The sequence below is a fragment of the Flavobacterium sp. genome, assembly GCF_041911335.1.
GTDB lineage: Bacteria > Bacteroidota > Bacteroidia > Flavobacteriales > Flavobacteriaceae > Flavobacterium.
The window spans coordinates 19550-42425 of record NZ_JAYRPD010000030.1 but is presented as its reverse complement, the minus strand read 5'-3'; the positions used below and the strand labels follow the sequence as shown (position 1 = coordinate 42425).

Genomic DNA, 22876 nt, shown 5'->3' with positions numbered 1-22876 from the left:
TAACAAACGTCTAAGCTTTTGGGTAAAAAAAAGGCACGCATTGCGTACCCTTTTTTGCCCCAAATCTACCATAAAACTTAACCTACTAATTTTCTGGTAGAGCTAAAGTAAGGTGAGATTTTGTATTACTATAAAAAAATTGTTAAACGAAATAAAAAGTCGATGAAACGCATTTTTTAATAGGCGCGAGCATCTTTTCCTTCATAAAAATTCATAAAAGCTCTATTCACTACACGGTTTCCTCCATCTGTAGGATAATCTCCTGTGAAATACCAATCGCCTAAATTCTTTGGACATGCTTTATGCAAATCTTCTACCGTTTGGTAAATGATTTTCACTTCTGCTTTAGTGTCTTCTGGTGTAAGCATTTCGGCAATTTTATCTGAAATTTCTTGATCAGTGAATGGCGCATAAATTTCTTTTACATAGTTTATCACATCAGCATCAATGAAATCTTCTTGTGCTTTGGATTTTTGGTACACCTCTTCTACTATATGATACAAATTGCGTTCTTTCAATAGTTCTAAAGCAGCTCTAAAAGCTACTAATCCTTCTAATTTCGCCATATCGATTCCGTAACAATCTGGATAACGAATTTGTGGTGCAGATGAAACTACAACAATTTTCTTTGGATGCAAACGATCCATCATTTTAATGATACTTTGTTTTAAGGTAGTTCCTCGCACAATACTATCATCAATAATGACCAAATTATCCGTTGGTTTTACTACTCCATACGTTACATCATATACGTGTGCCACTAAATCATCACGGCTACTATCTTCGGTAATGAACGTTCTTAGTTTCGCATCTTTAATCGCAATTTTCTCCGTTCTAATTTTCACAGAAAGCAGTTCTTTCAAGGTGTCTTCCGTCAACGTATCTTTTTGCTCGATAATCATTTTAGCTTTTCTTTGATTTAAGAAATCTTGAGCCGCCTCACTCATTCCGTAAAAAGAAGTTTCTGCTGTATTTGGAATATATGAGAAAACTGTATTGTCGGTATCGTTATCGATGGATTTTAAAATGCTCGGAAAAATTAATCTTCCTAGTTCTTTACGCTCTTGGTAAATTTCGGCATCACTTCCACGAGAGAAATAAATACGTTCAAATGAACAAGCCTTCTTTACCAATGGAGTTCTAACTTCTTCTATCGAAACTTTACCATTTTTCTTAATGATGATAGCACTTCCTGGTGTTAATTCTTGTACTTTTTCGAAAGGTACATTGAAAACCGTTTGAATTACTGGACGCTCTGAAGCTACCACTACAATTTCATCATCTTCGTAAAAAAAAGCAGGACGAATTCCAGCAGGATCACGCATTACGAATGAATCGCCGTGACCTAATAAACCAGCCATAGCGTAACCTCCATCCCAATTACGGGAAGCGCGCTCTAAAATGCGTTGGATATTCAATCGCTCCCCAATAATTGGAGAAGCGTCTTTTTTAGAATAACCCTCGTTTTTGCATTCTTTATATAAATGGGTCACCTCATCATCTAAGAAATGTCCGATTTTTTCCATTACGGTAACGGTATCGGCCATTTGTTTTGGATGTTGGCCTAAGTCGATAAGATTTTGGAACAACTCCTTAACATTTGTCATGTTGAAGTTCCCCGCTACGATTAGATTTCGGTGCATCCAATTGTTTTGACGTAAAAAAGGATGTACGCTTTCGATGCTGTTTTTCCCAAAAGTCCCATAACGAACGTGCCCTAAAAACACTTCGCCAACATAGGGAATATTTTGTTTTTGAAGCGCCACATTGTTCTGATATTCAGGATGTGCTTCTAATTCGCCGCTAATGCGTTCGTTAATTTGTGCAAAAATATCTTTGATTGGTTGCGGATCATTTGAACGAATACGGCTAATGTATCGTTCACCCGGATTTACATCTAATTTAATACTAGCTAATCCGGCTCCGTCTTGACCGCGATTGTGTTGCTTTTCCATTAATAAGTACATTTTTTGTACTCCATAGAAAGCCGTTCCGTATTTTTCCTTATAGAATTCTAACGGTTTCTTTAATCGCAGTAGTGCAATTCCACATTCGTGCTTGATTGCGTCACTCATAAGTAGTTGTGTTGTTGTGTTAGTGACAAGTCGCGACTTGTCAGTTCTTTAAATATAAACAAAAAATGCCCCGAAATTTCGAGGCACGTTTTTATTCTTCTAATTCGATTTCAAATTGTGTTAAAGCTTTAAACTGTTGCAAACGCGAGTTTACTTCTTTTCTATCTAAATCTTCCATTCTTTCTGTTCCAAATTTCTCCACACAGAAAGAAGCTAAGTTAGAACCGTAAATGATTGCATTCTTCATGTTATCGAATGAAATATTTTCAGATTGCGCAATATAACCTGCGAAACCTCCTGCGAAAGTATCGCCAGCACCTGTTGGATCAAATACTTCTTCTAATGGCAAAGCTGGAGCAAAGAAAACTTCTTTGTTGTGGAACAATAATGCGCCGTGTTCTCCTTTTTTGATCACCACATATTTTGGTCCCATTGTATGAATTTTAGCCGCAGCTTTTACCAAAGAATATTCTCCTGATAACTGACGTGCTTCTTCATCGTTGATGGTGATTACATCTACACGTTTGATAACGTCTAATAATTCAGGTAATGCACAATCCATCCAAAAGTTCATCGTATCTAAAACGACTAATTTTGGTCTTTCAGACATTTGGTTTAAAACACCTGATTGTACAATTGGGTGTAAGTTACCTAATAAAACTACATCTGAATTTTTATACGCTTGTGGCACCACTGGATTAAAATCAGCCAAAACGTTTAATTCTGTTACTAAAGTGTCGCGAGAATTTAAATCGTTGTGGTATTTTCCACTCCAAAAGAAAGTTTTTCCTCCTTTTACGATTTCGATTCCTTCTATATTAACTCCTTTATTTTCTAATAAATCTAAATATTCCTTTGGAAAATCTTCTCCTACCACAGAAACTACTGCTGCATCTACATTAAAAAAGTTAGACGCTAAACCAATGTAAGTTGCGGCTCCACCTAAAATTTTATCCGTTTTCCCAAAAGGTGTTTCAATAGCATCAAAAGCTACTGTTCCTACTATTAATAGTTTGTTCATTAAATTGAATTTGAAATAAGGTGCAAAGATAAGTTTTTGTTTAGAAGTTTAAAAGTTTATGTGTTTAAAAGTTAATACACTACAACAACTTCCCTTCTTCCCTTTCGTAAAATTCGTCTATTGATAATTTTTCTAGTTGGGATGCCATAACCGCTAATTGATCGCAACGTTCGTTTTGAGGATGATTGTTGTGTCCTTTAATCCATTGAAAATCGACTTGGTGTTTTCGATATACTTTTAAGAAACGCATCCACAAATCTGGATTTTTCTTGGCTTTGAAGTTGATCTTTTCCCACTGAAACACCCAACGTTTTTCCACAGCATCCACCACATATTTAGAATCGGAAACGACTAACACTTTGGTTTTTGGTTTTTTTAATTTCTCTAAACCAACGATTACCGCCAACAATTCCATTCGATTATTGGTCGACAATCGAAAACCTTCGTAAAATTCTTTTTTATAAGGCGTTCCCACCATTTCCATGACCACGCCATAGCCAGCCGGTCCGGGATTTCCCTTGGCAGCGCCGTCTGTGTATATGTGGACTTCGTGACTCAAGTAAAAAGTGATTAGTAATTAGTGATTAGCTTTCCAATTACCTCAGGAAAATACTGATGTTCTAATTCATGGATTTTATGCGCAATTTCTTCCGCTGTTTTGCAATCTTCGATATTGACTGCTTTTTGAAAAATGAATTCGCCTTCATCGTAATGTTCGTTTACATAATGAATGGTGATTCCGGTTTCTTTTTCATTATTTTCTAAAACAGCTTGATGCACATTCATGCCATACATACCATTTCCGCCATATTTTGGCAACAACGCAGGATGAATATTGATTACTTTTGGATATTCCTTTAATATTGACTCGGGAAATTTTAGAAGAAATCCAGCTAAAACGATTAAATCAGGTTGAAATTGGTGCAATTGTTCCAACACAAAACCTTCATTTAATTGCATTTTATTAAAAACCACTGAAGGAATGTTATGATTTTTTGCGCGATCTAACACTTTGGCTTCTGGTTTATTAGAAAAAATGGCAACTACTTTTCCAATTTCGCTATTTTTAAAAAACTTAATTATTTCTTCTGCATTAGAACCATTTCCGGAAGCAAAAAGCACAATATTCTCCATTTTAGTATAAATTTCTATCCACAAAAAAAAGAATAATAATTGGTAAAAAATAAAAAAAAGAAGCCTTTGTGAATATTTTTTTTTATTTTCGTAGTCACATTTAGTAACAAAAAGGTGGTTTTAAAATAAAGTTTTTTATTTTTGCCAACAAATTAAATTAAAAATTAAAGATTATGTCAGACATTGCATCAAGAGTAAAAGCGATTATCGTAGACAAATTAGGCGTTGACGAAAACGAAGTTGTAGCAGAAGCTAGCTTCACAAACGATTTAGGAGCTGATTCATTAGACACTGTTGAGCTAATTATGGAGTTCGAAAAAGAATTTGATATTCAAATTCCAGACGACCAAGCTGAAAACATTGCTACTGTAGGTCAAGCTATTTCTTACATCGAAGAAGCTAAAAAATAATAAATAAATTACCCGTGTGCTTATTTTAGCATACGGGTTTTTATTATTTTAAAGAAAATTAGACTATTTTTGATTGAATTTCAATCACAATATATTGAAATACCCTTGTCTCTTTACACCTAATAATTAAAGAATACACGGGTATTATTTGTTTAAACGATTTTTTAAAAATTAGAATATGCAATTAAAGCGTGTTGTTGTAACAGGTCTTGGAGCATTAACCCCTATCGGAAATACTCTTCAAGAATATTGGGACGGTCTTGTGAACGGAAAAAGTGGCGCTGCCCCTATTACTTATTACGATACTGAAAAGCATAAAACCAAATTTGCTTGTGAGATTAAAAACTTCAATGTAGAAGATTTTATCGACAAAAAAGAGGTTCGCAGAATGGATAAGTTTGCTCAATATGCTATTGTTGCAAGTGATGAAGCCATCAAAGATGCTGGTATTTCCTTAGAAAATGTAAACAAACATAGAGTTGGAGTTATTTGGGGAGCAGGTATTGGAGGTTTACAAACGTTCCAAGACGAAGTAATGAATTATGCAGCTGGTGATGGAACACCGCGTTTTAATCCATTCTTTATTCCAAAAATGATTGCAGATATTGCTCCTGGACACATTTCGATGCGAAATGGGTTCATGGGACCAAACTACACCACGGTATCTGCATGTGCTTCTTCAGCAAATGCTTTAGTAGATGCCTTCAACTACATCCGTTTAGGAATGTGTGATGTTATTGTTTCTGGTGGTTCAGAAGCAGCGGTAACTATTGCAGGTATGGGCGGATTTAACTCTATGCAAGCTTTATCAACTAGAAATGAAAGTCCAGAAACAGCTTCAAGACCATTTGATGCTACTCGTGATGGATTTGTTTTAGGTGAAGGTGCTGGTGCTTTAGTATTAGAAGAGTACGAACATGCGATTGCGCGTGGTGCTAAAATCTACTGTGAAGTAGGTGGTGGTGGTTTATCTTCTGATGCTTACCACTTAACTGCTCCACATCCAGAAGGAATTGGAGTTATTGCCGTAATGGAAAACTGTTTACGTGATGCTGGAATGAAACCAGAAGATGTAGACCATATCAATACTCACGGAACATCAACACCTCTTGGAGATGTTGCTGAGTTAAAAGCAATCAAAGCCGTTTTTGGTGAACATGCTAAAAACATCAATATTAACTCAACTAAATCGATGACAGGTCACTTATTGGGTGCTGCTGGTGCTATTGAAGCTATTGCTTCTATCTTGGCAATGCAAAACGGAATTGTACCTCCAACGATTAACCATACCACGGTAGACGAAAACATTGATCCATCGTTAAACTTAACTTTAAATAAAGCGCAAAAACGCGAAATTAAAGTAGCTATGAGTAATACTTTTGGTTTTGGTGGCCATAACGCTTGTGTTTTATTCAAAAAATTTGAGAACTAAACATGCGTCGTTTATTTAGTAAAATACGAAAAAACTCCCGTTCTCAAGAAGACGGGATTTTTTTTGAAAAAATTACGAAAATCCTTGGTTTTCAACCCAAAGAATTAAAATATTACAAAAAAGCATTCACCCATCGCTCAGCTAATAAATTGGATGAAAAAGGAAATCCTTTTAATTATGAGCGTTTAGAATTTCTTGGTGATGCCATGTTGGGAAGTGTTATCGCAGCTCATTTGTACAACGAAGTTCCTTCGGGCGATGAAGGCTATTTAACAAAAATGCGTTCGAAAATCGTTAGTAGAGAGCATTTGAATGAACTAGGTCGTGATTTCAACTTGCTGCAATTTGTAGAAAGTAAAGTCAATTCGAGTCAGTTTGGCGAAAACATTCATGGTAATTTATTTGAAGCATTTATTGGTGCTATTTACTTAGACAAAGGCTTTACCTATTGCGAAAAATTCATCCAAAATAAAATCATTAAACAATATGTTGACATTGCCAAATTAGAAGGTAAAGTCATCAGTTACAAAAGTTTAATTATCGAATGGTGTCAAAAAGAAAAAGTACCATTCGCCTTTGATTTCATCGAAGATAACGGACAAGAAGGACAAAAATATTTCAGCGTAAAATTGTCGATTAACAACAAAATTATCGCTAAAGCTAGAGCTACTTCTAAGAAAAAAGCAGAAGAAAAAGCAGCCCAAAGAGCCTATTTTGTCTTTCAAGAAAAAATTTCGAAAAAATAATTCCACTACTCAAACGTTTGAGTTTATAAATTATCGTTAAGAACTGCCAAACAGGTAGTTTTTAACGATTTTTAGCCTTATATTTACGACTTAATTTTGGAAAATGGCCATTCATAAAATTCAAATAAACGATTTTATTTCAGATGATTATGAGTTAATCGCCATTCATTCATCTTTAGAAGATTACAAATTAGCGTATTGCTTAAACAAGGAATTGGGATTGCAGTTACAAAAAAATGATAACTACATAGAAATCGCCATTCCAGAAGGAAAAAGCGCTTTTGAAAATTTCGCTTTTGATGATGAAAAGAACGATGTAATTTGGACCTTAATCGAAAATAAAACCACGATTATCAATTCGAACAAACAAACGAGTTCGCTTTTTGAACAAGTTGACATCACCGTTTTTTTACTTCCAGAATATAAAAAAGCAGATTATTTGATTAAAATTGAAAATATCGATTATGGCTTTGATGCTGATGAAATCATCGATACCATATTGAAAATCAAAAATGTAACCACTGCTTATTCCGTTGATACAACAAACTTAAAATCAAAAAATAATTTAATTTTTTAATTAAAATGCCGACAAACAAAAAAACTAAAATTGTAGCTACGCTAGGTCCTGCCTGTAGTACAAAAGAAGTGCTTAAAAATATGGTGGATGCTGGAGTTAATGTCTTCCGAATTAACTTTTCGCACGCTGATTATACCGATGTTAGTGCCAGAATTGATATGATTAGAGAACTGAACGACGAGTTTGGTTATACTACTTCTATCTTAGCCGATTTACAAGGCCCGAAATTACGTGTAGGCGTAATGAAAGAAGACGTAGTAGTAAGCAAAGGCGATAAAATTACCTTTACTACTGCAGAAGACATCTTAGGAACGGCAGAGCGTGTTTACATGAACTACAAAGAGTTTCCAAAAGACGTAAATCCAGGAGAACGAATCTTATTAGACGACGGAAAATTAATTTTCGAAGTAACTAAAACCGATAAAAACACTGAAGTTGAAGCTGTAGTGGTTCAAGGTGGTCCTTTGAAATCGAAAAAAGGAGTGAATTTACCAAACACAAAAGTTTCACTTCCTGCTTTAACAGAAAAAGACATTCGCGATGCTAAATTCGCTATCGAAAACGATGTGGATTGGATTGCTTTATCGTTCGTGAGAACTCCAAAAGATTTAGAAGATTTACAAGATTTAATTGCAGAACATTCCGATCATAAAATTCCAATTATTGCGAAAATTGAAAAACCTGAAGCGGTTGAAAACATTGATAAAATCGTAGCATTTTGCGATGGATTGATGGTAGCTCGTGGTGATCTAGGTGTAGAAGTTCCAGCTGAAGAAGTGCCCTTGATTCAGAAAAAATTAATTCACAGAGCAAAAACAGCTCGTATTCCAGTAATTGTGGCAACACAAATGATGGAAACAATGATTACATCTTTAACTCCAACACGTGCTGAAGTAAACGACGTAGCAAACTCAGTAATGGACGGAGCTGATGCTGTAATGTTATCTGGAGAAACTTCAGTAGGAAATTATCCTGTGGAAGTAATTGAAACGATGACACGTATTATTGAAAGTGTGGAAGATTCGCCATTAATTAAAGTGCCTATTTCGCAACCAATGGTTAAAAATAGTCGCTACATTACCAAATCAATTTGTTATCACGCTTCACAAATGGCGGATACCATTAATGCGAAAGCGATTACAACGTTAACGAATTCTGGTTATACGGCATTCCAAATTTCGGCTTGGCGACCAAAATCGCATATTTTAGTGTTTACATCTAACAAACGTATTTTAACGCAATTGAACTTGTTGTGGGGTGTTAGAGCGTACTTTTACGACAAATTAGTAAGTACAGATGACACCATCGACGACATCAACACGATTTGTAAAGAAAAGAAATACGTGAAAAAAGGCGATATGGTGGTCAACTTAGCCGCAATGCCTATCGTAGCAAAAGGAATGGTAAACACGATGCGTGTTTCTGAAATAGAATAAGCTTTGCTTTACAATTATAAAAAAAGGAGTGCTACATTACTAGCACTCCTTTTTGTTTGTTGTATATATTCGTTTTAAGCCGCTATTTTTTCAAATGCGATAAAATTAGTTACTACTCCTTTATCGTTAAAAACAGGAAACCCTTTGATGTGACATTTGTATAACGAACCATCTTTGCAATAATTGATTACGTTTTTCTCAAACGGAACTTTGTTTAAAATGGCTTGTCTGATTTCGAAACTTATATTAGAATCTGTCTTTGGACCTTGAAACATTTTTGGTGAGTTTCCAATAACTTCTTGTGCTTCGTAACCGTTCATTTTTTTGATGTTTTTGCTAGCGAAAACAATTTTTAATTGCGCATCTGTAACCACAATAACGGTTTCTTCTTGTAAACTTTCTTTATAATCCCAAACTGATTTCCAATTGTTTTTATTAGCTATTTGATGTAATGAATTTACATCGTGAAGCAACACATTGGTTTGTAATAAAAACTGAGAATAAATATCCCAAGACACTAACGGCATTGCTTTTATAGCGCCATTTTCATACTGTTTTGCAAACGCAGCATCGTAAACTTTGAATTCCATACCCTTGTAATTTGCGTTAAAACTATAAATAAAAATGAAGCAACAAGCTAGAAAAGACAACTTTAACGCTTGTTTAAGTGGGGAAATGGAATGAAAAAACCTCCGTACTAGACTGAAAAATATTGGTTTTGTCAAGCAATTTTTGCTATCTTATTATAAAAGTTTTATTAAAACTCACAACATTCTTAAACCCTCAAATATTCAGTTTTTATTTTGTATTTTTGTATAAAATTTTAAAGTCTAATGAGAAAAAAACTTATTATAAAAAATGTTGGCCCAATAAAAGAAGTTGATTTGTTTATAAACAAAGTAAACGTTTTTATGGGACAACAAAGCAGTGGAAAAAGTACTATTGCAAAGATTTTAAGTTTCTGTAATTGGGTTGAGAAAGATATCTCATTTCATCAATCTTTCCAAAAATATATTGATGATAAAAAACATTTTTTAGATAAATTAGAAACTTTTCATAAAATGAAAGGTTATTTTCAATCTAATAGCGAAATAGAGTATTTTGGAGATTCTGTATCTATTATTTTTAAAAATAAAAAAGTAGAAATAAACTGGTTACCTACAAGATTTGATTATCAAAGATGCAAAATATCTTATATCCCTTCTGAAAGAAGCATTGTTATTTTACCAGAAATGGAAAAAGTAGAATTACCAAATAATTATTTAAAAAGTTTTTTGTTTGATTGGTTTGATACAAGAAAAAACTATACTGTCGAAAATAAATTTTCAATTTTAGATATTGGTGTAAGTTTTTATTATTCTGAGGAAAATAAAGAAAGTCACATATACTCCGAAAAATATGATATTTTATTATCTCAAGCTTCAAGCGGAATACATTCAGTAACACCTTTATTATTGATGGTCGACAACTTAATAAATAACATTTACAATCAAGAAAATAATTCCTCATATGAATTAGACGAAGTTAAGGCTAAAGTAATGCAATTAATTATTTCAGAGTTTGTAATAAAAAAATATTATGGAAAAGATTACACTGGAGAAGAAAGAAAAGAAAAAATAAGAGAACTTAACAAGAAAATATCTGAAAACGAAGAAGTTGTTATGAAGTATTTTAGTTATTATAGAAGAGTTAGAAATAATCTATTTAATACACATAGAACTAATCTTATTATTGAAGAACCAGAACAAAATTTATTCCCTTCAACTCAGAAAGAGTTAGTTTACAATTTGTTAAAATGTTTAAATTCTGATTTAGATCATAGCTTGACTTTAACAACTCATAGTCCTTATGTTTTATACGCTATTAACAATAGTATGCTTTCATTTATAACTAAAATTAATTTAGAAAATGCTACAAAAAAACCTAGTTGTATTGAATCTATGATAAATCCAAAAGATGTAAGTATTTATGAATTAAAGAATGGATATTTAAATTCAATTCAACAAGAAAATGGGTTAATAGGTGATAATTTTTTTGATGAAAAAATGAAAGAGGTAATGGATGATTTTTATTTAATGTTAAATTATATATAATTGTGATTAAAACTAAAATAATTTCAAATCATCCAAATCATTTTTTCATAAATTCAGACAATAGTATATTTATAGCAGACTATACTGAACTAACGAAAACTCTACCTATTAAGAGAAGTGTTGAAATTTACACACCAAATCCATGCATAGACAATGATTATTTTAGCATTTTAAATCCTAATAAGGTAAACCTTGAAAGTATTGTTTTTAATAATAATAGTTTTGTTTATTCAAATGGTGCAAGTAAGTCTCAATGCGAAACTGTTACTTTTCCAAATCCTTCAAATATCAACTCATGGATATTGTTTTTAGAATTAAAATATGGTATTAATCCCTTAAATAACAGAAAGAACTTAAAAAAAGCAATTAAACAATTGTTTAAGACTAGATATCATTACATACAATCTAAGGTTTTCAATAAAAATGAAAACATTTGTTATTTAATTGCTTCTTTGCCAAAACAAAGTGAACCATTTGCAAATTTTGCCTTAACACCAAGTTATCTATTAAACTTGAAAACTAAACATAATATAATTTTAAGAGCCAAAAATTCTGTTCAAATTGAAAACGACACTTTAATTTTGGTTTAAAATTGTTTATGAAGGGAATAATCTAAATCTCATAATCATTTCTTTAGCTAATATAAATCAAACAATTAACAGATTATTTCGGTTTTTCTACACTTTTTATTAAAATTTTCTTCACTTAAAACTCAAACTTCAATTGTACCGAAACGCTTTTTTGCGGTAAATCGGTTTTTGTTTTTTCTTCGTTGTTTAGGTTGTGGATGGAAATTCCTAGTAATCTTACGGAGTTTCTTAGGCGTTCTTGGTAGAGTAAATCTTTGGCAACGTCTAAAATGATGTTTTTGTCGCTTACGAAATAAGGCAACGTTTTGCTTCTGGTTTGTAAGGAGAAATCGGAGTATTTTATTTTTAGGGTGATGGTTTTTCCTGAGATTTTGCTTTTTTGGAGGCGTTTTTCTAATTCTTTGGCAATGCTTTGCAAACGTTCTTCCATGAAAATTTCTGAGGATAAATTTTCGCCAAAAGTACGTTCCGCACCAACGGATTTTATCTTACGATTTGGTTTAACCTCGCTGTTGTGAATGCCACGACAAATTTGGTAATAATGAAAACCGCTGTTCCCAAAGTGTTTCTCTAAATACTCTAACGGTTTTTGCTTTAAATCATAACCCGTAAAAATACCCAATTGATACATTTTTTCAGCCGTTACTTTTCCAACGCCATAAAACTTTTTAATATCTAACTTTTCTAAAAACGCTTCTACTTCATCTGGGTTCACCGTTTTTTGTCCGTTAGGTTTATTGTAATCAGAAGCAATTTTGGCTACGAATTTATTTACTGAAATTCCTGCCGAAGCCGTAAGTCCAACTTCTTCAAAAATGCGCTTTCTGATTTCTTGAGCAATTAATGTCGCGCTGGGATTACCTTTTTTATTTTCGGTAACATCTAAATAGGCTTCATCGAGCGATAACGGTTCAACTAAATCGGTATAATCATGGAATATTTTTCTGATTTTTTTGGAAATCTCTTTGTAACGGTCAAATCTTGGTCGCACAAAAATTAAATCGGGACACAATTTCTTCGCTTGAATGCCACTAATCGCACTTCGAACTCCAAATTTTCTAGCTTCGTAACTTGCCGCTGAAACTACACCGCGAACTTCGCTTCCACCAACTGCCAAAGGCTTTCCTTTCAACTCTGGATTATCCATTTGCTCTACCGATGCATAAAACGCATCCATGTCTACGTGAATTATTTTTCGGTAGTGTTCGCTCATAAATTATTCGGTAGGAAAAAAGAAACTCATCGGTTTTCTAAAGAAATGTTGCTTTATCGAAGTAATAATCGGGCGTAACTCGGTCAACGGAATATTGCGCGAACGAAACGCCAATCCGAGCGACAAACTAAAACTCACAATAAAGTTCACAAAACCAATAATTCCGATGCCTAAAATACCCCAAAACAACATCACGTTATTTACCATATAATCGGCACCGTAAATAGCTAAGGCCAAGTTTCCACTGGCAAATGTAATGTGTCGAATATCTAAATTTAATCCTAAAAATAATCCAACCGAAGCCGTACTTCCTAAGAAAACTCCGAACCAAAAGTTGGAAATAATTCCTGCCCAATAGCGTTCGTACCATTTCGAGATTTTTTCGGCTTTCGCTTTTCCGAAATTCAATTTTAGCAACGGATGTTCTTTGATTCGGTAATAAACATCAAAATGCTTGTCGCGATTTGCAATACTTCCCGAGATAATTCCGGACAAAAACAAGAAAAATCCAGCAATAGCGGCATGAAAAATCGCCATAGAATGTATTGGACTTAAATCGGTAACTAATTTTTCCCATTTGGTTTCGGCAATATTGTAATCGAATGCTAAATCAATTAACCAAATTCCTAAAAACGCAACTGGAAAAGCCATCACAACATTTCCCACAAAGGCAATAAACTGCGAACGAAACAATCGAGCGAATAAAATGGCAAAACTTTTATGCTTTTCTCCATCACCGTTGGCTTGCTTTTTTAAACCGTCTTCAAGAGCATTGATTAAAGCAGCGGCAGTCATTGCGGGTTGTTTTGTTGCTAAAGTAAATCCTAAAACGTAAATCGTAATAAAGCCAAACGAGTAATTCATGCTATACAAAAATGCCTGTCCAAAGTAACTGCTATCAGCTTTGGAAAGCATAATTTTAAAGATACACAAAAATCCTACAATCAATCCACCACCCAAAGCGGCATACAACATTTTGAAATACTCCGTTTTGGATTCGGTAATGTAGTGTTCGCCTGTTTTTGCGGTGTGTTGCGTGATTTCATACGATAACAATTGTGTACTTTCGTTAAATAATTTTCTTACGTTAGTTTTTAAGCAATTGTATTTGATGAGTTTTATCGCTAATTCAATCGATTTTGCTTTTTTATCTTCGGGTTTATCGACTACCAAAAGAGGCATTAAAACGCCAACGCGATACAATTGTTGTTTGATGCGCAACAAGTTTTGATTCACACGTAGCGAAATTCCGTATTTAGAGGAGTTTTGAAAGGCTTTCTCGACAAATTCGTTACATTGTTTATACAACACCAGCAACTGCTTGTAATTGATGTCAGATGAAGTCGTGTAAAATTCCGATTCTTTATTGCGAATGGTATTCTCAATTGAATATAACTCTTTTTCAAAAGCGGCAAATGGACTTTCTAAATCGGCATATTCAGGCACCATTTTCATTACTTCGGTTTCCAATGCTTTTCCGCTGGTGCGTTGCGATAACAAATTGATAGCTTGCATCACTTCATACAAAGGAGAATTAACTGCAACCGATTCATAAATTGTTTCGAAATGAAATAATTCAAAAAGGATTTCTAATTCAGCAATCGGAATTTTATTTATCCAAACTGGATCAGAATCTACATAAAAAACCTGATTTAAAACATATTGTAAGGTGTTTTTTGGCGCTTGATAGGGTAAAATTTTAGCAAAAACACGCTTTTTAACTTCGTAGAAGAAATCGGTATCTTGAAGAATTCCAGCATCGGTTAAGATGGCGTCGAAATTTTTGCTTTGTAAAACCGTTTGCAAATACGCTACAAAGTTGATTCGTTCCTTATCGTTATTTGTAAAAAATTCGATAATAGGAAAAAGGCTTATTTGTTCTGGTTTTTTTGGATTTCTTGGACGGATAGCGTTAACCAATTGAACTAAAATATCAATTTCGTTTTCTTCGTTGCGCCACAACTGTAATTCGTTAAAGTATTTCTTAAGAATTTCGTCGGGAGAAAGATGATTTTTGCTTGTAAATAAATTCATAATTTTGGTCATAGAATCGTAAAGATACAAAGAGAAAGTATTTTTTAGTAATTTAGAAGCCTAAATAAATATTAAATTTTGACAGAAATAGAGCGCAAATTTTTGGTTATAGGAACCGATTTTATCTCGGAAAGTAGGACTCAGTTTAGAATTGTACAAGGCTATTTGAATTCGAATCCCGTGCGAACCGTTAGAGTTAGAATCAAAGGTGACAAAGGTTTTTTAACCATAAAAGGCAAAGGAAACGAATCGGGCATGAGTCGTTTTGAGTGGGAAAAAGAAATCTCCATTTCAGAAGCTGAAGCCTTATTGCCACTTTGTGAAAAAGGCGCTATTGATAAAATTCGCTACGAAGTACCTTTGGGAAAACATACTTATGAAGTTGATGTTTTTTCAGGCGAAAACGAAGGTTTAATAGTAGCTGAAATTGAACTAAAATCAGAAAATGAATCTTTTGAAAAACCAAATTGGTTAGGAAAAGAAGTCACTTCTGACGAACGTTATTACAATGCTTACTTGAGTAATAATCCTTTTAAATCTTGGTAAAATGAAAGCACTTTTTGGAATATTGGCAACAATTTTATTGTTTTCTTGCGGTTCAAATACCGTAATTTATCCTGACAAACCGAAAACCAATCACGAAACCTTTAGCTACAAAGAAGGCGATACTACGTATGTGATGCAGAAATATTTTTTGGTGATGCTAAAAAAAGGTCCTAATCGCGAACATTCGAAGGAAGAAGCTGCAGAAATTCAGAAAAAACACATGGAACATATCAATTGGTTAGCAAAAACCAATAAAATAAGCATTGCTGGTCCGTCTGATAAACATGAAACGATTTCAGGATTTTTACTTTTCAATACCGAAACTATGAAAGAAGCAGATAGTTTGGCTAATCTTGACCCAGCGGTAAAAGCAGGAAGATTAGTTGTGGAAACCGTGCCTTGGTGGGCTTCAAAAGGAAGTAAATTGAAATAATTACTCTACGATTTCTAAACTCACACGTAAAAGTGAGCGTCCGTTGTTGTGTGAAATATCTAAAAATGGTCTTTTTGCCAAATCGATTTCTCTTCCTCGCGTGTGCGGTCCTCTATCGTTGATGGTTACGATAACGCTTTTTTTATTCGCTAAATTGGTGACTTTTACTTTGGTACCAAATTTTAGTGTTCTATGCGCAGCCGTATATTTTTTGTTGCTAAAAACTTGTCCGCTTGCGGTTCTTCTTCCGTTTAATTTATCAGAATAATGCGAAGCTTCAACGTTTTTCTTGTATAGTTTAGTTTTTAGATTGGCTATAGAAACGGCTACTCGAATTGAGTCTGATTTTTTTATCGAATCTAAAAGTTGAAGGGAATCTTTTTTCTTAGCGGTATCATATAAAGAGGCTTTTCTAACAAAACCAGATTTTGTATCGTTAGAAAAGCTTACCAATGCAGTAACAAGTAATACAAATGCTATTATTAAGATATTTTTCTTCATAACTTATTTATTTTGTTAACTTATTACCAAAGATTGTACCAAAGACTAATTGAACCAATTAGCCCAAGGAAGTCTTGATAAGATTAATATTAAACCTAATGTATAGAAAACGGCAATCTTTTTGAATTTTCCGTTGTTACTTTCTTCTTTTTTGTGTTTTGACCAACCAATTGTTATCAATACTAAAGCAATAATATTAATTAATGGATGTTCTAACGAAGTTAAACGCATAGCAGCGTCTTTCATGTTTCCTAATTGAGCAGAACCTAATGGAGAAACAAAATACAAAATCAAACCTACTAACAATTGAATGTGGCAGATGATTAGGGTGAATAAAGACAAGCGTAAATCTTTATCAGTGAATAATTTTTTAGAGGTTAATCCAAAAATGGCATTAATTGAAGCTAATACTAAAAGCCCTAAAGCGGCATAAGCTAAGATAGAGTGAACGGATTGAATAGTTTCGTACATACCTAATTTTTTTTAAAGTGAATTACAAATATAGGAAATTAAAAAACCTCTTACCCAAAAAAATGAATAAGAGGTTTTTATATCATGTATTTCAAAAACTTATTTCAAATACGCTTTTAACAAAAACGAAGTGGAACTATCGTGATTTTTCACTTCTTTCGACTCGATTTCATCTAAAATAGAATTCGCTAATTGTTTGCCTAATTCCACGCCCCATTGGTCATAACTAAAGATGTTCCAAATAATACCTTGCACGAAAATTTTGTGTTCGTACATTGCCACCAAAGCACCTAATGACTCTGGCGTTAATTTATTAATAAGAATGGTATTCGTAGGTTTATTTCCCGAAAACACTTTGAAAGGTAATAGAAAATCGGCCTTTTCGCCTAAAACTCCTTGTTTCTCGAATTCTGCTTTTACTTGCGCTTCGGTTTTACCCATCAATAAAGCTTCGGTTTGCGCAAAGAAATTCGACATTAATTTGTCGTGATGGTCTTTGTTTCCGTAAAGTGATTGTTTGAATCCGATGAAATCTGTTGGAATTAATTTGGTTCCTTGATGAATCAATTGGAAAAAAGCATGTTGCGAATTTGTTCCAGGTTCGCCCCAAATAATAGTTCCCGTTTGATAATTTACTGGTTTTCCATCTCTACCAATACTTTTTCCGTTGCTTTCCATAATGCCTTGTTGCAAGTATGGTGCTAATTTCTGTAAATATTGGGTGTATGGAATTAAAGCTTCGCTTTCGGCACCAAAAAAGTTGTTGTACCAAATGCTTAATAAAGCTAAAATTACCGGAATATTTTTGTCGAAAGACTCGTTTTTGAAATGTTCATCCATTTCGTTGGCACCTTTCAATAACTTGTCAAAATTATCAAATCCAACTGATAAACTAACAGATAAACCTACCGCGCTCCATAACGAAAAACGACCTCCAACCCAATCCCACATTGGGAAAACGTTATCAGGATTAATTCCGAATTCAGTTACTTTTTGAATGTTGGTTGAAACCGCTACGAAATGCTTCGCCACATCGTCTTGTGAAGCCGATTGTAAGAACCAACTTCTGATTGTTTCAGCATTGGATAAGGTTTCTTGCGTAGTGAAGGTTTTAGAAACTACAACAAATAAAGTCGTTTCTGGATTTAATTTTTTGATTACTTCATTAACGTGATCGCCATCTACATTGGAAACAAAATGAACGTTTAAATGATTTTTATAGAATTGTAAGGCTTCTACTATCATGGCTGGACCTAAATCAGAACCGCCAATTCCAATATTTACAATATCAGTAAATGGTTTTCCTGTAAATCCTTTTTTATTTCCTGAGATAACTTCGTTTGAGAAGTTTTTGATTTTATTTTTTACCGAATATACTTCTGGCATTACGTTAGCGCCATCAACTAAAATATTTGCTGATTCTTTCGCACGTAAAGCGGTGTGTAAAACGGCTCTATTTTCAGTTTGATTGATTAAATCGCCTTGGAAGTAACTTGAAATCGCTTGTTTTAATTCAACTTCGTTGGCTAAATTTAATAACAAATCTAATGTTTCTTTACTTACGATATTTTTAGAATAATCAACTAAAAAATTATTCCATTGTATGTGAAATTTCTCAGCTCTATTTGCATCAGACACAAACAAATCTTTCATTGAAGTTGCTTGCATTTTCTCAAAATGTGATTGTATTTGCTGCCATGCGGCAGTTTGTGACGGATTTACTTTTGGTAGTGCCATTATTGTTTAAATTTTACTGCAGTTATACTATCCAATTCTTTCTTTAAAGGAGCAATATGTGCTAAATACTTTTGTTTATGTGATTCATTCATCGGTTCGGCATTTGGCAATTTCAGCCTAAGCGGATCTACTTGTACGCCATTTTTCCAAAAACGATAACAAACATGTGGTCCGGTTGCCAAACCTGTGCTTCCTACTTTACCTATTACTTGTCCTTGCGTAACGCGTTGTCCGTTTCGAACCAAAATTTTAGACATGTGCAAATATTGCGTAGAATATGTTGAACTATGACGAACTTTTACAAAATTTCCATTACCCGCTGTATAACCAGTTCGTTCTACAACGCCTGAAGCTGTTGTTTTAATTGGTGTTCCGTGAGGTGCTGCGTAATCGGTTCCATTGTGCGCTTTGAAACGCATTTGCACGGGATGAAAACGTCTTCCAGAAAAACGCGATGAGATTCTGAAATAATCTAAAGGCGCTTTTAAGAACATACTTTTTAAACCTTTTCCGTTTTCGTCATAAAAATCTTCATATTTCTGATTTTCGGATAATTTATATGGAAAAGCGAAGATTTTCTTGCCTTTATGCTCAAAATAAGAAGCTTCAATACTTTCAACTCCAACATAAATAGAATCGTCAATATAGCGTTCGTTTATCGTAACAGCAAACTTATCTCCCTTTTGAATTTTAAAGAAATCGACAGTATAAGCGTAAATATTGGCTAATTTATTGGCTAAACCTGCGCTTACACCAGCTTTGCTTAAAGTTTCGGATAACGAACCTTCGATTTCTGCTGCTACTACTCTTCTCTTTAAAGTAGTGGGTTTCTTTTTATTGAAAACTGCGATTGAATCTCTGAAATCAACAACAGTATAGCTAATTCTATCTTCGATATAAACTAAAGCTTGAAGCGTGTTAGGCTTTTTCTTGTCGAGAAACATGATGTAAGGTTTACCTGCTTTAATTCTTCTTACATTGAAAGAGTCTTTTACTTTTTCGGTAACATCATGAACTCGTAAACTATCTTTTAATGGATATTTTTCTAAAAGTTTACCAAAAGTATCGCCTGAACGAATTGTATCTCTAACTACTTTGAAGTCGTTAAAGGTAAATCCGTATTCTTTTATGATAGGTTCTTTTTTTACTACTGCTTTTTTTGTTTTTTCTGATTCTTCTTTTGAATTACAAGCGGTAAAAAAAGTAACAAATAAAATGGCTAATACTAAATATCTCAATGTTTTTTGTTTTATGCGCTATGCGGTTATTCTCCCCAGTTATCTAATTCTTCTTTCGTCCATAATTCAGGGAAGAATATTCTTTTTTGGTATTTTGGTAACATGTATTTTTTCCAGTCACTTCCACCTGTAGCTTCGTGATTACCTGGTACACTTTCGATGTATTTTTTTGCTGCGTTAAAGTGGCCCATTACCCAAGTAATATTAACCGTTTTATCGTAATGACGCATCGCTGCTACTAATTCAGGGTTTTGTTGATCGGCTTCTGGTAACTGTTTGAATTTTCTCCACAAGTTAATCGTGTTGTATTCTTCCATCCAATCTAAGAACATTTTTTTATATTTTCTTTCGAATTCTAGAATTAAATATGATTTTTCACCTGTATGATAATCTTTACCTGCAGCTTGCCAATACAAATGTTCAAAAGCGTGTTCGTATGGTGTATTTCTATCGATGGTAGCTCTAAAACGGTTATCAATTAAATTAATTAAATCCGTAGAACTGAATTCAATTAAACGATATTGTGCCGATTGGAAACCACTCGCTGGCGTTAATGTATTTCTGAATTTTAGATATTGTTCAGGCTCCATTCCATCTTTCATAATATCGAAAGAAGTGGTTAGCATATCGAAATAACGACTGATTCTTCCTAATTTTTCAGTAAAATAATCAGTCGTTGGTTTTTCGTTATGACACAATTGGTTCATTTCCCAAAGAATCATCTTGAACAACAATTCGTTTACTTGATGATACATTACAAACACCATTTCATCTGGCAAAGTGGTACGTTGCGTTTGAAGACTCAAAAGTGCATCTGTTTGGATATAATCCCAATACGTAATGGGTTTTGCCCAAAGTAACCCTTCTAAATGAGTTGATGTATTTTGATTTATCGCTTCAAATTTTTCATGAAGTTGATCTAATTGTTCCTGAATTTTAGGAGTTACTTCCATTATTTTTCTACTTTAACTTTAAATGAATGTTTTAACCCTTTAAAAGCTTCTAAGTCGGCCTTTAAAGAACCAACAGCCAAACTCGCCTTTAAACGGATTGGAATTTTATTGTCATCGTCTGAAATCCAAACGGTTAAACTTTCTTCCTCTTTAAAAACTCTTCCAGCTTGCACGTAAGGTCTGAAAACCATACATGAAACTTTTCCAAATTTAGTTTTTATATCTTCTCTACCAACAAATTTTAACTTAAACTTTGTGGTTTCATCATCAAAAAACATGTCAATTGCAATCGACTCACCTACTTTTAACTTGTCAATTTTCGGATGATTTCTCAAATAATAAAATGAAGACACAATATCTTGAACATCTTCTGGAACTGAAAATGTTTTCTCGGTTTTGTGTTTATAATCTTTGACTAAAACCGTGTTTTTCTCTTGATTAAAAAATCCTTCTTGATTTTTAGTATAGCCGCCTTCATCAATTTTTCTAACAAATTGATAAGGTTTTCCGGTTTGTTTGTCAAAATAACTTTCGTAGTTGTCATCAACTTTGAAGAAGAATTTGGTCATACCTACAGTCCAACCCTTTCCTACAACATGATGTACTTTTTTATTGTTTCTTACCGCTTCTTTAATTTCCAAAGAAGCATAACCCGCATTAACTAAACCATAATGAATTCGGAGTTTAAACCATTCTCCAGTAGTGTATGCATTTTCTTGTTCTACAAATGAATTTGTGGTAACAAAAAGAATAAGTAGTAAAACAATTTTTTTCATGGTATATCATTTTTAGAAATGAAAATGCAATTTCTGTTCCAAAAATACTAAAACAAAAAAACCCAGTCAAAAATATGACTGAGTTTTTATGCTATTAACCAACCAAAAAACTATAAATTATGAAAATTTACTTTCAAAACAAGGCTAACTACCTCCCTGTTTTGCGAGTGCAAAGGTATATATGTTTTTAAATTTTTCTTAGTTAAATTTCAACTTTAACATTTTTTTATCAAAAAACACATTACTACAACGTTATAATTTAAAGATTTGTTAATAAAATGTTTGTTTTATAATGTACCTCGCAATTCTTGCTCACGTTCAATTGACTCAAAAAGGGCTTTAAAGTTACCAGCACCAAAACCACGAGCACCCATTCTTTGAATAATTTCGAAGAAAAGCGTTGGACGATCTTCAACTGGCTTGGTAAAAATTTGCAACAAATAACCTTCCTCGTCAGCATCAATCATGATACCTAATTTTTGAAGTTCATTAATATCTTCTTTAAATTTAGACATATGATCTTTCAATCTTTCAGGAATTGCATCATAATATGCTTGAGGTGGCGTACTTAAAAACTCGATTCCTCTAGAACGCATTTCAGCTACGGTTGAAATGATATCATCAGTTGCCACAGCAATGTGCTGCACTCCTTCGCCTTCATAAAAGTCTAAATATTCTTCAATTTGAGAACGTTTTTTTCCTTCTGCTGGTTCGTTGATAGGGAATTTAATTCTTCCATTACCGTTAGACATTACTTTAGACATTAAAGCAGAATATTCTGTAGTAATTTGTTTGTCATCGAATGAAAGGAAATTTACAAATCCCATAACGCCTTCAAACCATTTTACAGCTTCATTCATTCTGTTCCAACCCGTATTACCTACCATGTGGTCGATATATTTTAATCCTACTGGAGTTGGGTTATAATCTGATTTCCATTCGCTATAGCCTGGCAAAAAGATTCCGTTGTAATTTTTGCGTTCTACAAAAACGAAAACAGTTTCTCCGTAAGCACCATAAATACCCGCACGAACTACTTCTCCATTTTCATCTTTTTCAACTACTGGTTCAAAGTAAGATTTTGCACCACGCTTAGTTGTTTCTTCGTAAGACTGACGTGCATCTTCTACCCAAAGAGCGATTACCTTAACTCCATCACCGTGTTTTTTAACGTGTTCTCCAATTGGAGAATCGCTATTTAAAGCGGTAGTTAATACCAAACGGATTTTGTCTTGTTTTAAAACGTAAGACGCCTTGTCTTTAACTCCAGTCTCTAATCCTGCATAGGCTAATGATTGAAATCCGAAAGCTGTTTTATAAAAATGTGCTGCTTGTTTTGCGTTTCCTACGTAAAATTCTACGTAATCTGTTCCCATTAAAGGTAAGAAGTCTTGTGCTCCTTCAAATATTTTTTCTAATCCGTATTCTACTGATTTTATTTCTTGTGACATAATTCTAAT

General features: G+C 33.6%; 23 protein-coding genes. 9 read left to right on the top strand and 14 right to left on the bottom strand.

From position 1 onward, the window contains the following. Nucleotides 1-176: 176 nt before the first annotated feature. The 4 genes from ACE3PD_RS03835 to purN all read right to left on the bottom strand — a co-directional run bounded on the left by ACE3PD_RS03835 (nucleotide 177) and on the right by purN (nucleotide 4230). A complete protein-coding gene (locus ACE3PD_RS03835) occupies nucleotides 177-2075 on the bottom strand; it encodes an amidophosphoribosyltransferase (protein ID WP_374399689.1) in 1899 nt (632 codons plus the stop codon). 91 nt (nucleotides 2076-2166) lie between these two features. Next, nucleotides 2167-3096, bottom strand: coding sequence for a PfkB family carbohydrate kinase (locus tag ACE3PD_RS03830; protein ID WP_374399687.1), 930 nt, complete (start codon nucleotides 3094-3096; stop codon nucleotides 2167-2169). 79 nt (nucleotides 3097-3175) lie between these two features. Continuing rightward, a complete protein-coding gene (gene rnhA / locus ACE3PD_RS03825; protein ID WP_374399685.1) occupies nucleotides 3176-3655 on the bottom strand; it encodes a ribonuclease HI in 480 nt (159 codons plus the stop codon). A gap of 11 nt (nucleotides 3656-3666) precedes the next feature. Beyond that, a complete protein-coding gene (purN, locus tag ACE3PD_RS03820) occupies nucleotides 3667-4230 on the bottom strand; it encodes a phosphoribosylglycinamide formyltransferase (RefSeq protein ID WP_374399682.1) in 564 nt (187 codons plus the stop codon). Between the two features lie 173 nt (nucleotides 4231-4403). Between purN and ACE3PD_RS03815 the strand changes: the two genes are divergently transcribed. From ACE3PD_RS03815 to pyk, 5 genes are all read left to right on the top strand, one after another. Beyond that, on the top strand, nucleotides 4404-4640 hold the full coding sequence (locus ACE3PD_RS03815; protein ID WP_002988156.1) for an acyl carrier protein: 237 nt from the start codon (nucleotides 4404-4406) through the stop codon (nucleotides 4638-4640). 178 nt (nucleotides 4641-4818) lie between these two features. Next, the gene (fabF, locus tag ACE3PD_RS03810; protein ID WP_374399679.1) at nucleotides 4819-6072 is read left to right on the top strand and encodes a beta-ketoacyl-ACP synthase II; all 1254 of its coding nucleotides are present in this window, start codon (nucleotides 4819-4821) and stop codon (nucleotides 6070-6072) included. Between the two features lie 2 nt (nucleotides 6073-6074). Next, nucleotides 6075-6818 carry a ribonuclease III gene (rnc, locus tag ACE3PD_RS03805; RefSeq protein WP_374399677.1) on the top strand — a complete coding sequence of 248 codons (744 nt, stop codon included), beginning with the start codon at nucleotides 6075-6077 and terminating at the stop codon, nucleotides 6816-6818. Between the two features lie 103 nt (nucleotides 6819-6921). Beyond that, the gene (locus ACE3PD_RS03800; RefSeq protein ID WP_194093877.1) at nucleotides 6922-7395 is read left to right on the top strand and encodes an IPExxxVDY family protein; all 474 of its coding nucleotides are present in this window, start codon (nucleotides 6922-6924) and stop codon (nucleotides 7393-7395) included. A gap of 5 nt (nucleotides 7396-7400) precedes the next feature. Then, nucleotides 7401-8831: a pyruvate kinase gene (gene pyk / locus ACE3PD_RS03795; protein WP_374399675.1), complete on the top strand. Its 1431-nt coding sequence runs from the start codon at nucleotides 7401-7403 to the stop codon at nucleotides 8829-8831. Nucleotides 8832-8905: 74 nt separating this feature from the next. On the opposite strand, the gene ACE3PD_RS03790 is transcribed toward pyk, so the two are convergent. Further along, on the bottom strand, nucleotides 8906-9421 hold the full coding sequence (locus tag ACE3PD_RS03790; protein WP_374399673.1) for a PAS domain-containing protein: 516 nt from the start codon (nucleotides 9419-9421) through the stop codon (nucleotides 8906-8908). Between the two features lie 243 nt (nucleotides 9422-9664). On the opposite strand from ACE3PD_RS03790, the gene ACE3PD_RS03785 reads away from it, so the two are divergent. Together ACE3PD_RS03785 and ACE3PD_RS03780 are read left to right on the top strand one after the other, a co-directional pair. Beyond that, nucleotides 9665-10924 (top strand): hypothetical protein, encoded by a 1260-nt coding sequence (locus tag ACE3PD_RS03785; protein ID WP_374399671.1) that lies wholly within the window; start codon nucleotides 9665-9667, stop codon nucleotides 10922-10924. A gap of 2 nt (nucleotides 10925-10926) precedes the next feature. Beyond that, nucleotides 10927-11514 (top strand): hypothetical protein, encoded by a 588-nt coding sequence (locus ACE3PD_RS03780; RefSeq protein ID WP_374399669.1) that lies wholly within the window; start codon nucleotides 10927-10929, stop codon nucleotides 11512-11514. A 115-nt stretch (nucleotides 11515-11629) separates the two neighbouring features. Here ACE3PD_RS03780 and dinB read toward each other — a convergent pair whose 3' ends face one another. After that, nucleotides 11630-12727 (bottom strand): DNA polymerase IV, encoded by a 1098-nt coding sequence (gene dinB / locus ACE3PD_RS03775; protein ID WP_374399666.1) that lies wholly within the window; start codon nucleotides 12725-12727, stop codon nucleotides 11630-11632. Between the two features lie 3 nt (nucleotides 12728-12730). Beyond that, a complete protein-coding gene (locus ACE3PD_RS03770) occupies nucleotides 12731-14761 on the bottom strand; it encodes a recombinase (protein WP_374399664.1) in 2031 nt (676 codons plus the stop codon). Nucleotides 14762-14839: 78 nt separating this feature from the next. Between ACE3PD_RS03770 and ACE3PD_RS03765 the strand changes: the two genes are divergently transcribed. Continuing rightward, nucleotides 14840-15307 carry a CYTH domain-containing protein gene (locus tag ACE3PD_RS03765; protein WP_374399662.1) on the top strand — a complete coding sequence of 156 codons (468 nt, stop codon included), beginning with the start codon at nucleotides 14840-14842 and terminating at the stop codon, nucleotides 15305-15307. 1 nt (nucleotide 15308) lies between these two features. Further along, the gene (locus tag ACE3PD_RS03760; protein ID WP_374399660.1) at nucleotides 15309-15740 is read left to right on the top strand and encodes a YciI family protein; all 432 of its coding nucleotides are present in this window, start codon (nucleotides 15309-15311) and stop codon (nucleotides 15738-15740) included. On the opposite strand, the gene ACE3PD_RS03755 is transcribed toward ACE3PD_RS03760, so the two are convergent. The 7 genes from ACE3PD_RS03755 to hppD form a co-directional block, all read right to left on the bottom strand. Beyond that, nucleotides 15741-16241 (bottom strand): septal ring lytic transglycosylase RlpA family protein, encoded by a 501-nt coding sequence (locus tag ACE3PD_RS03755; protein WP_374399658.1) that lies wholly within the window; start codon nucleotides 16239-16241, stop codon nucleotides 15741-15743. It lies immediately after the preceding gene. Between the two features lie 45 nt (nucleotides 16242-16286). Then, entirely contained in the window at nucleotides 16287-16712 is a 426-nt protein-coding gene (locus ACE3PD_RS03750; RefSeq protein ID WP_374399656.1) for a hypothetical protein, read from the bottom strand. Between the two features lie 99 nt (nucleotides 16713-16811). Continuing rightward, nucleotides 16812-18449, bottom strand: a complete 1638-nt coding sequence (gene pgi, locus ACE3PD_RS03745) for a glucose-6-phosphate isomerase (protein ID WP_374399654.1) — start codon at nucleotides 18447-18449, stop codon at nucleotides 16812-16814. Then, nucleotides 18449-19687 carry a peptidoglycan DD-metalloendopeptidase family protein gene (locus ACE3PD_RS03740; protein WP_374399652.1) on the bottom strand — a complete coding sequence of 413 codons (1239 nt, stop codon included), beginning with the start codon at nucleotides 19685-19687 and terminating at the stop codon, nucleotides 18449-18451. Before ACE3PD_RS03740 ends, pgi begins: the two co-directional genes overlap by 1 nt. A gap of 26 nt (nucleotides 19688-19713) precedes the next feature. After that, nucleotides 19714-20640 (bottom strand): tryptophan 2,3-dioxygenase family protein, encoded by a 927-nt coding sequence (locus ACE3PD_RS03735; RefSeq protein WP_374399650.1) that lies wholly within the window; start codon nucleotides 20638-20640, stop codon nucleotides 19714-19716. Continuing rightward, entirely contained in the window at nucleotides 20640-21416 is a 777-nt protein-coding gene (locus tag ACE3PD_RS03730; RefSeq protein WP_374399648.1) for a DUF3108 domain-containing protein, read from the bottom strand. The genes ACE3PD_RS03735 and ACE3PD_RS03730 overlap by 1 nt, the downstream gene beginning before the upstream one ends. Before the next feature lie 287 nt (nucleotides 21417-21703). Beyond that, complete coding sequence (gene hppD / locus ACE3PD_RS03725; RefSeq protein WP_374399647.1) at nucleotides 21704-22867, bottom strand: 4-hydroxyphenylpyruvate dioxygenase; 1164 nt, start codon at nucleotides 22865-22867, stop codon at nucleotides 21704-21706. Between the last annotated feature and the right edge of the window lie 9 nt (nucleotides 22868-22876).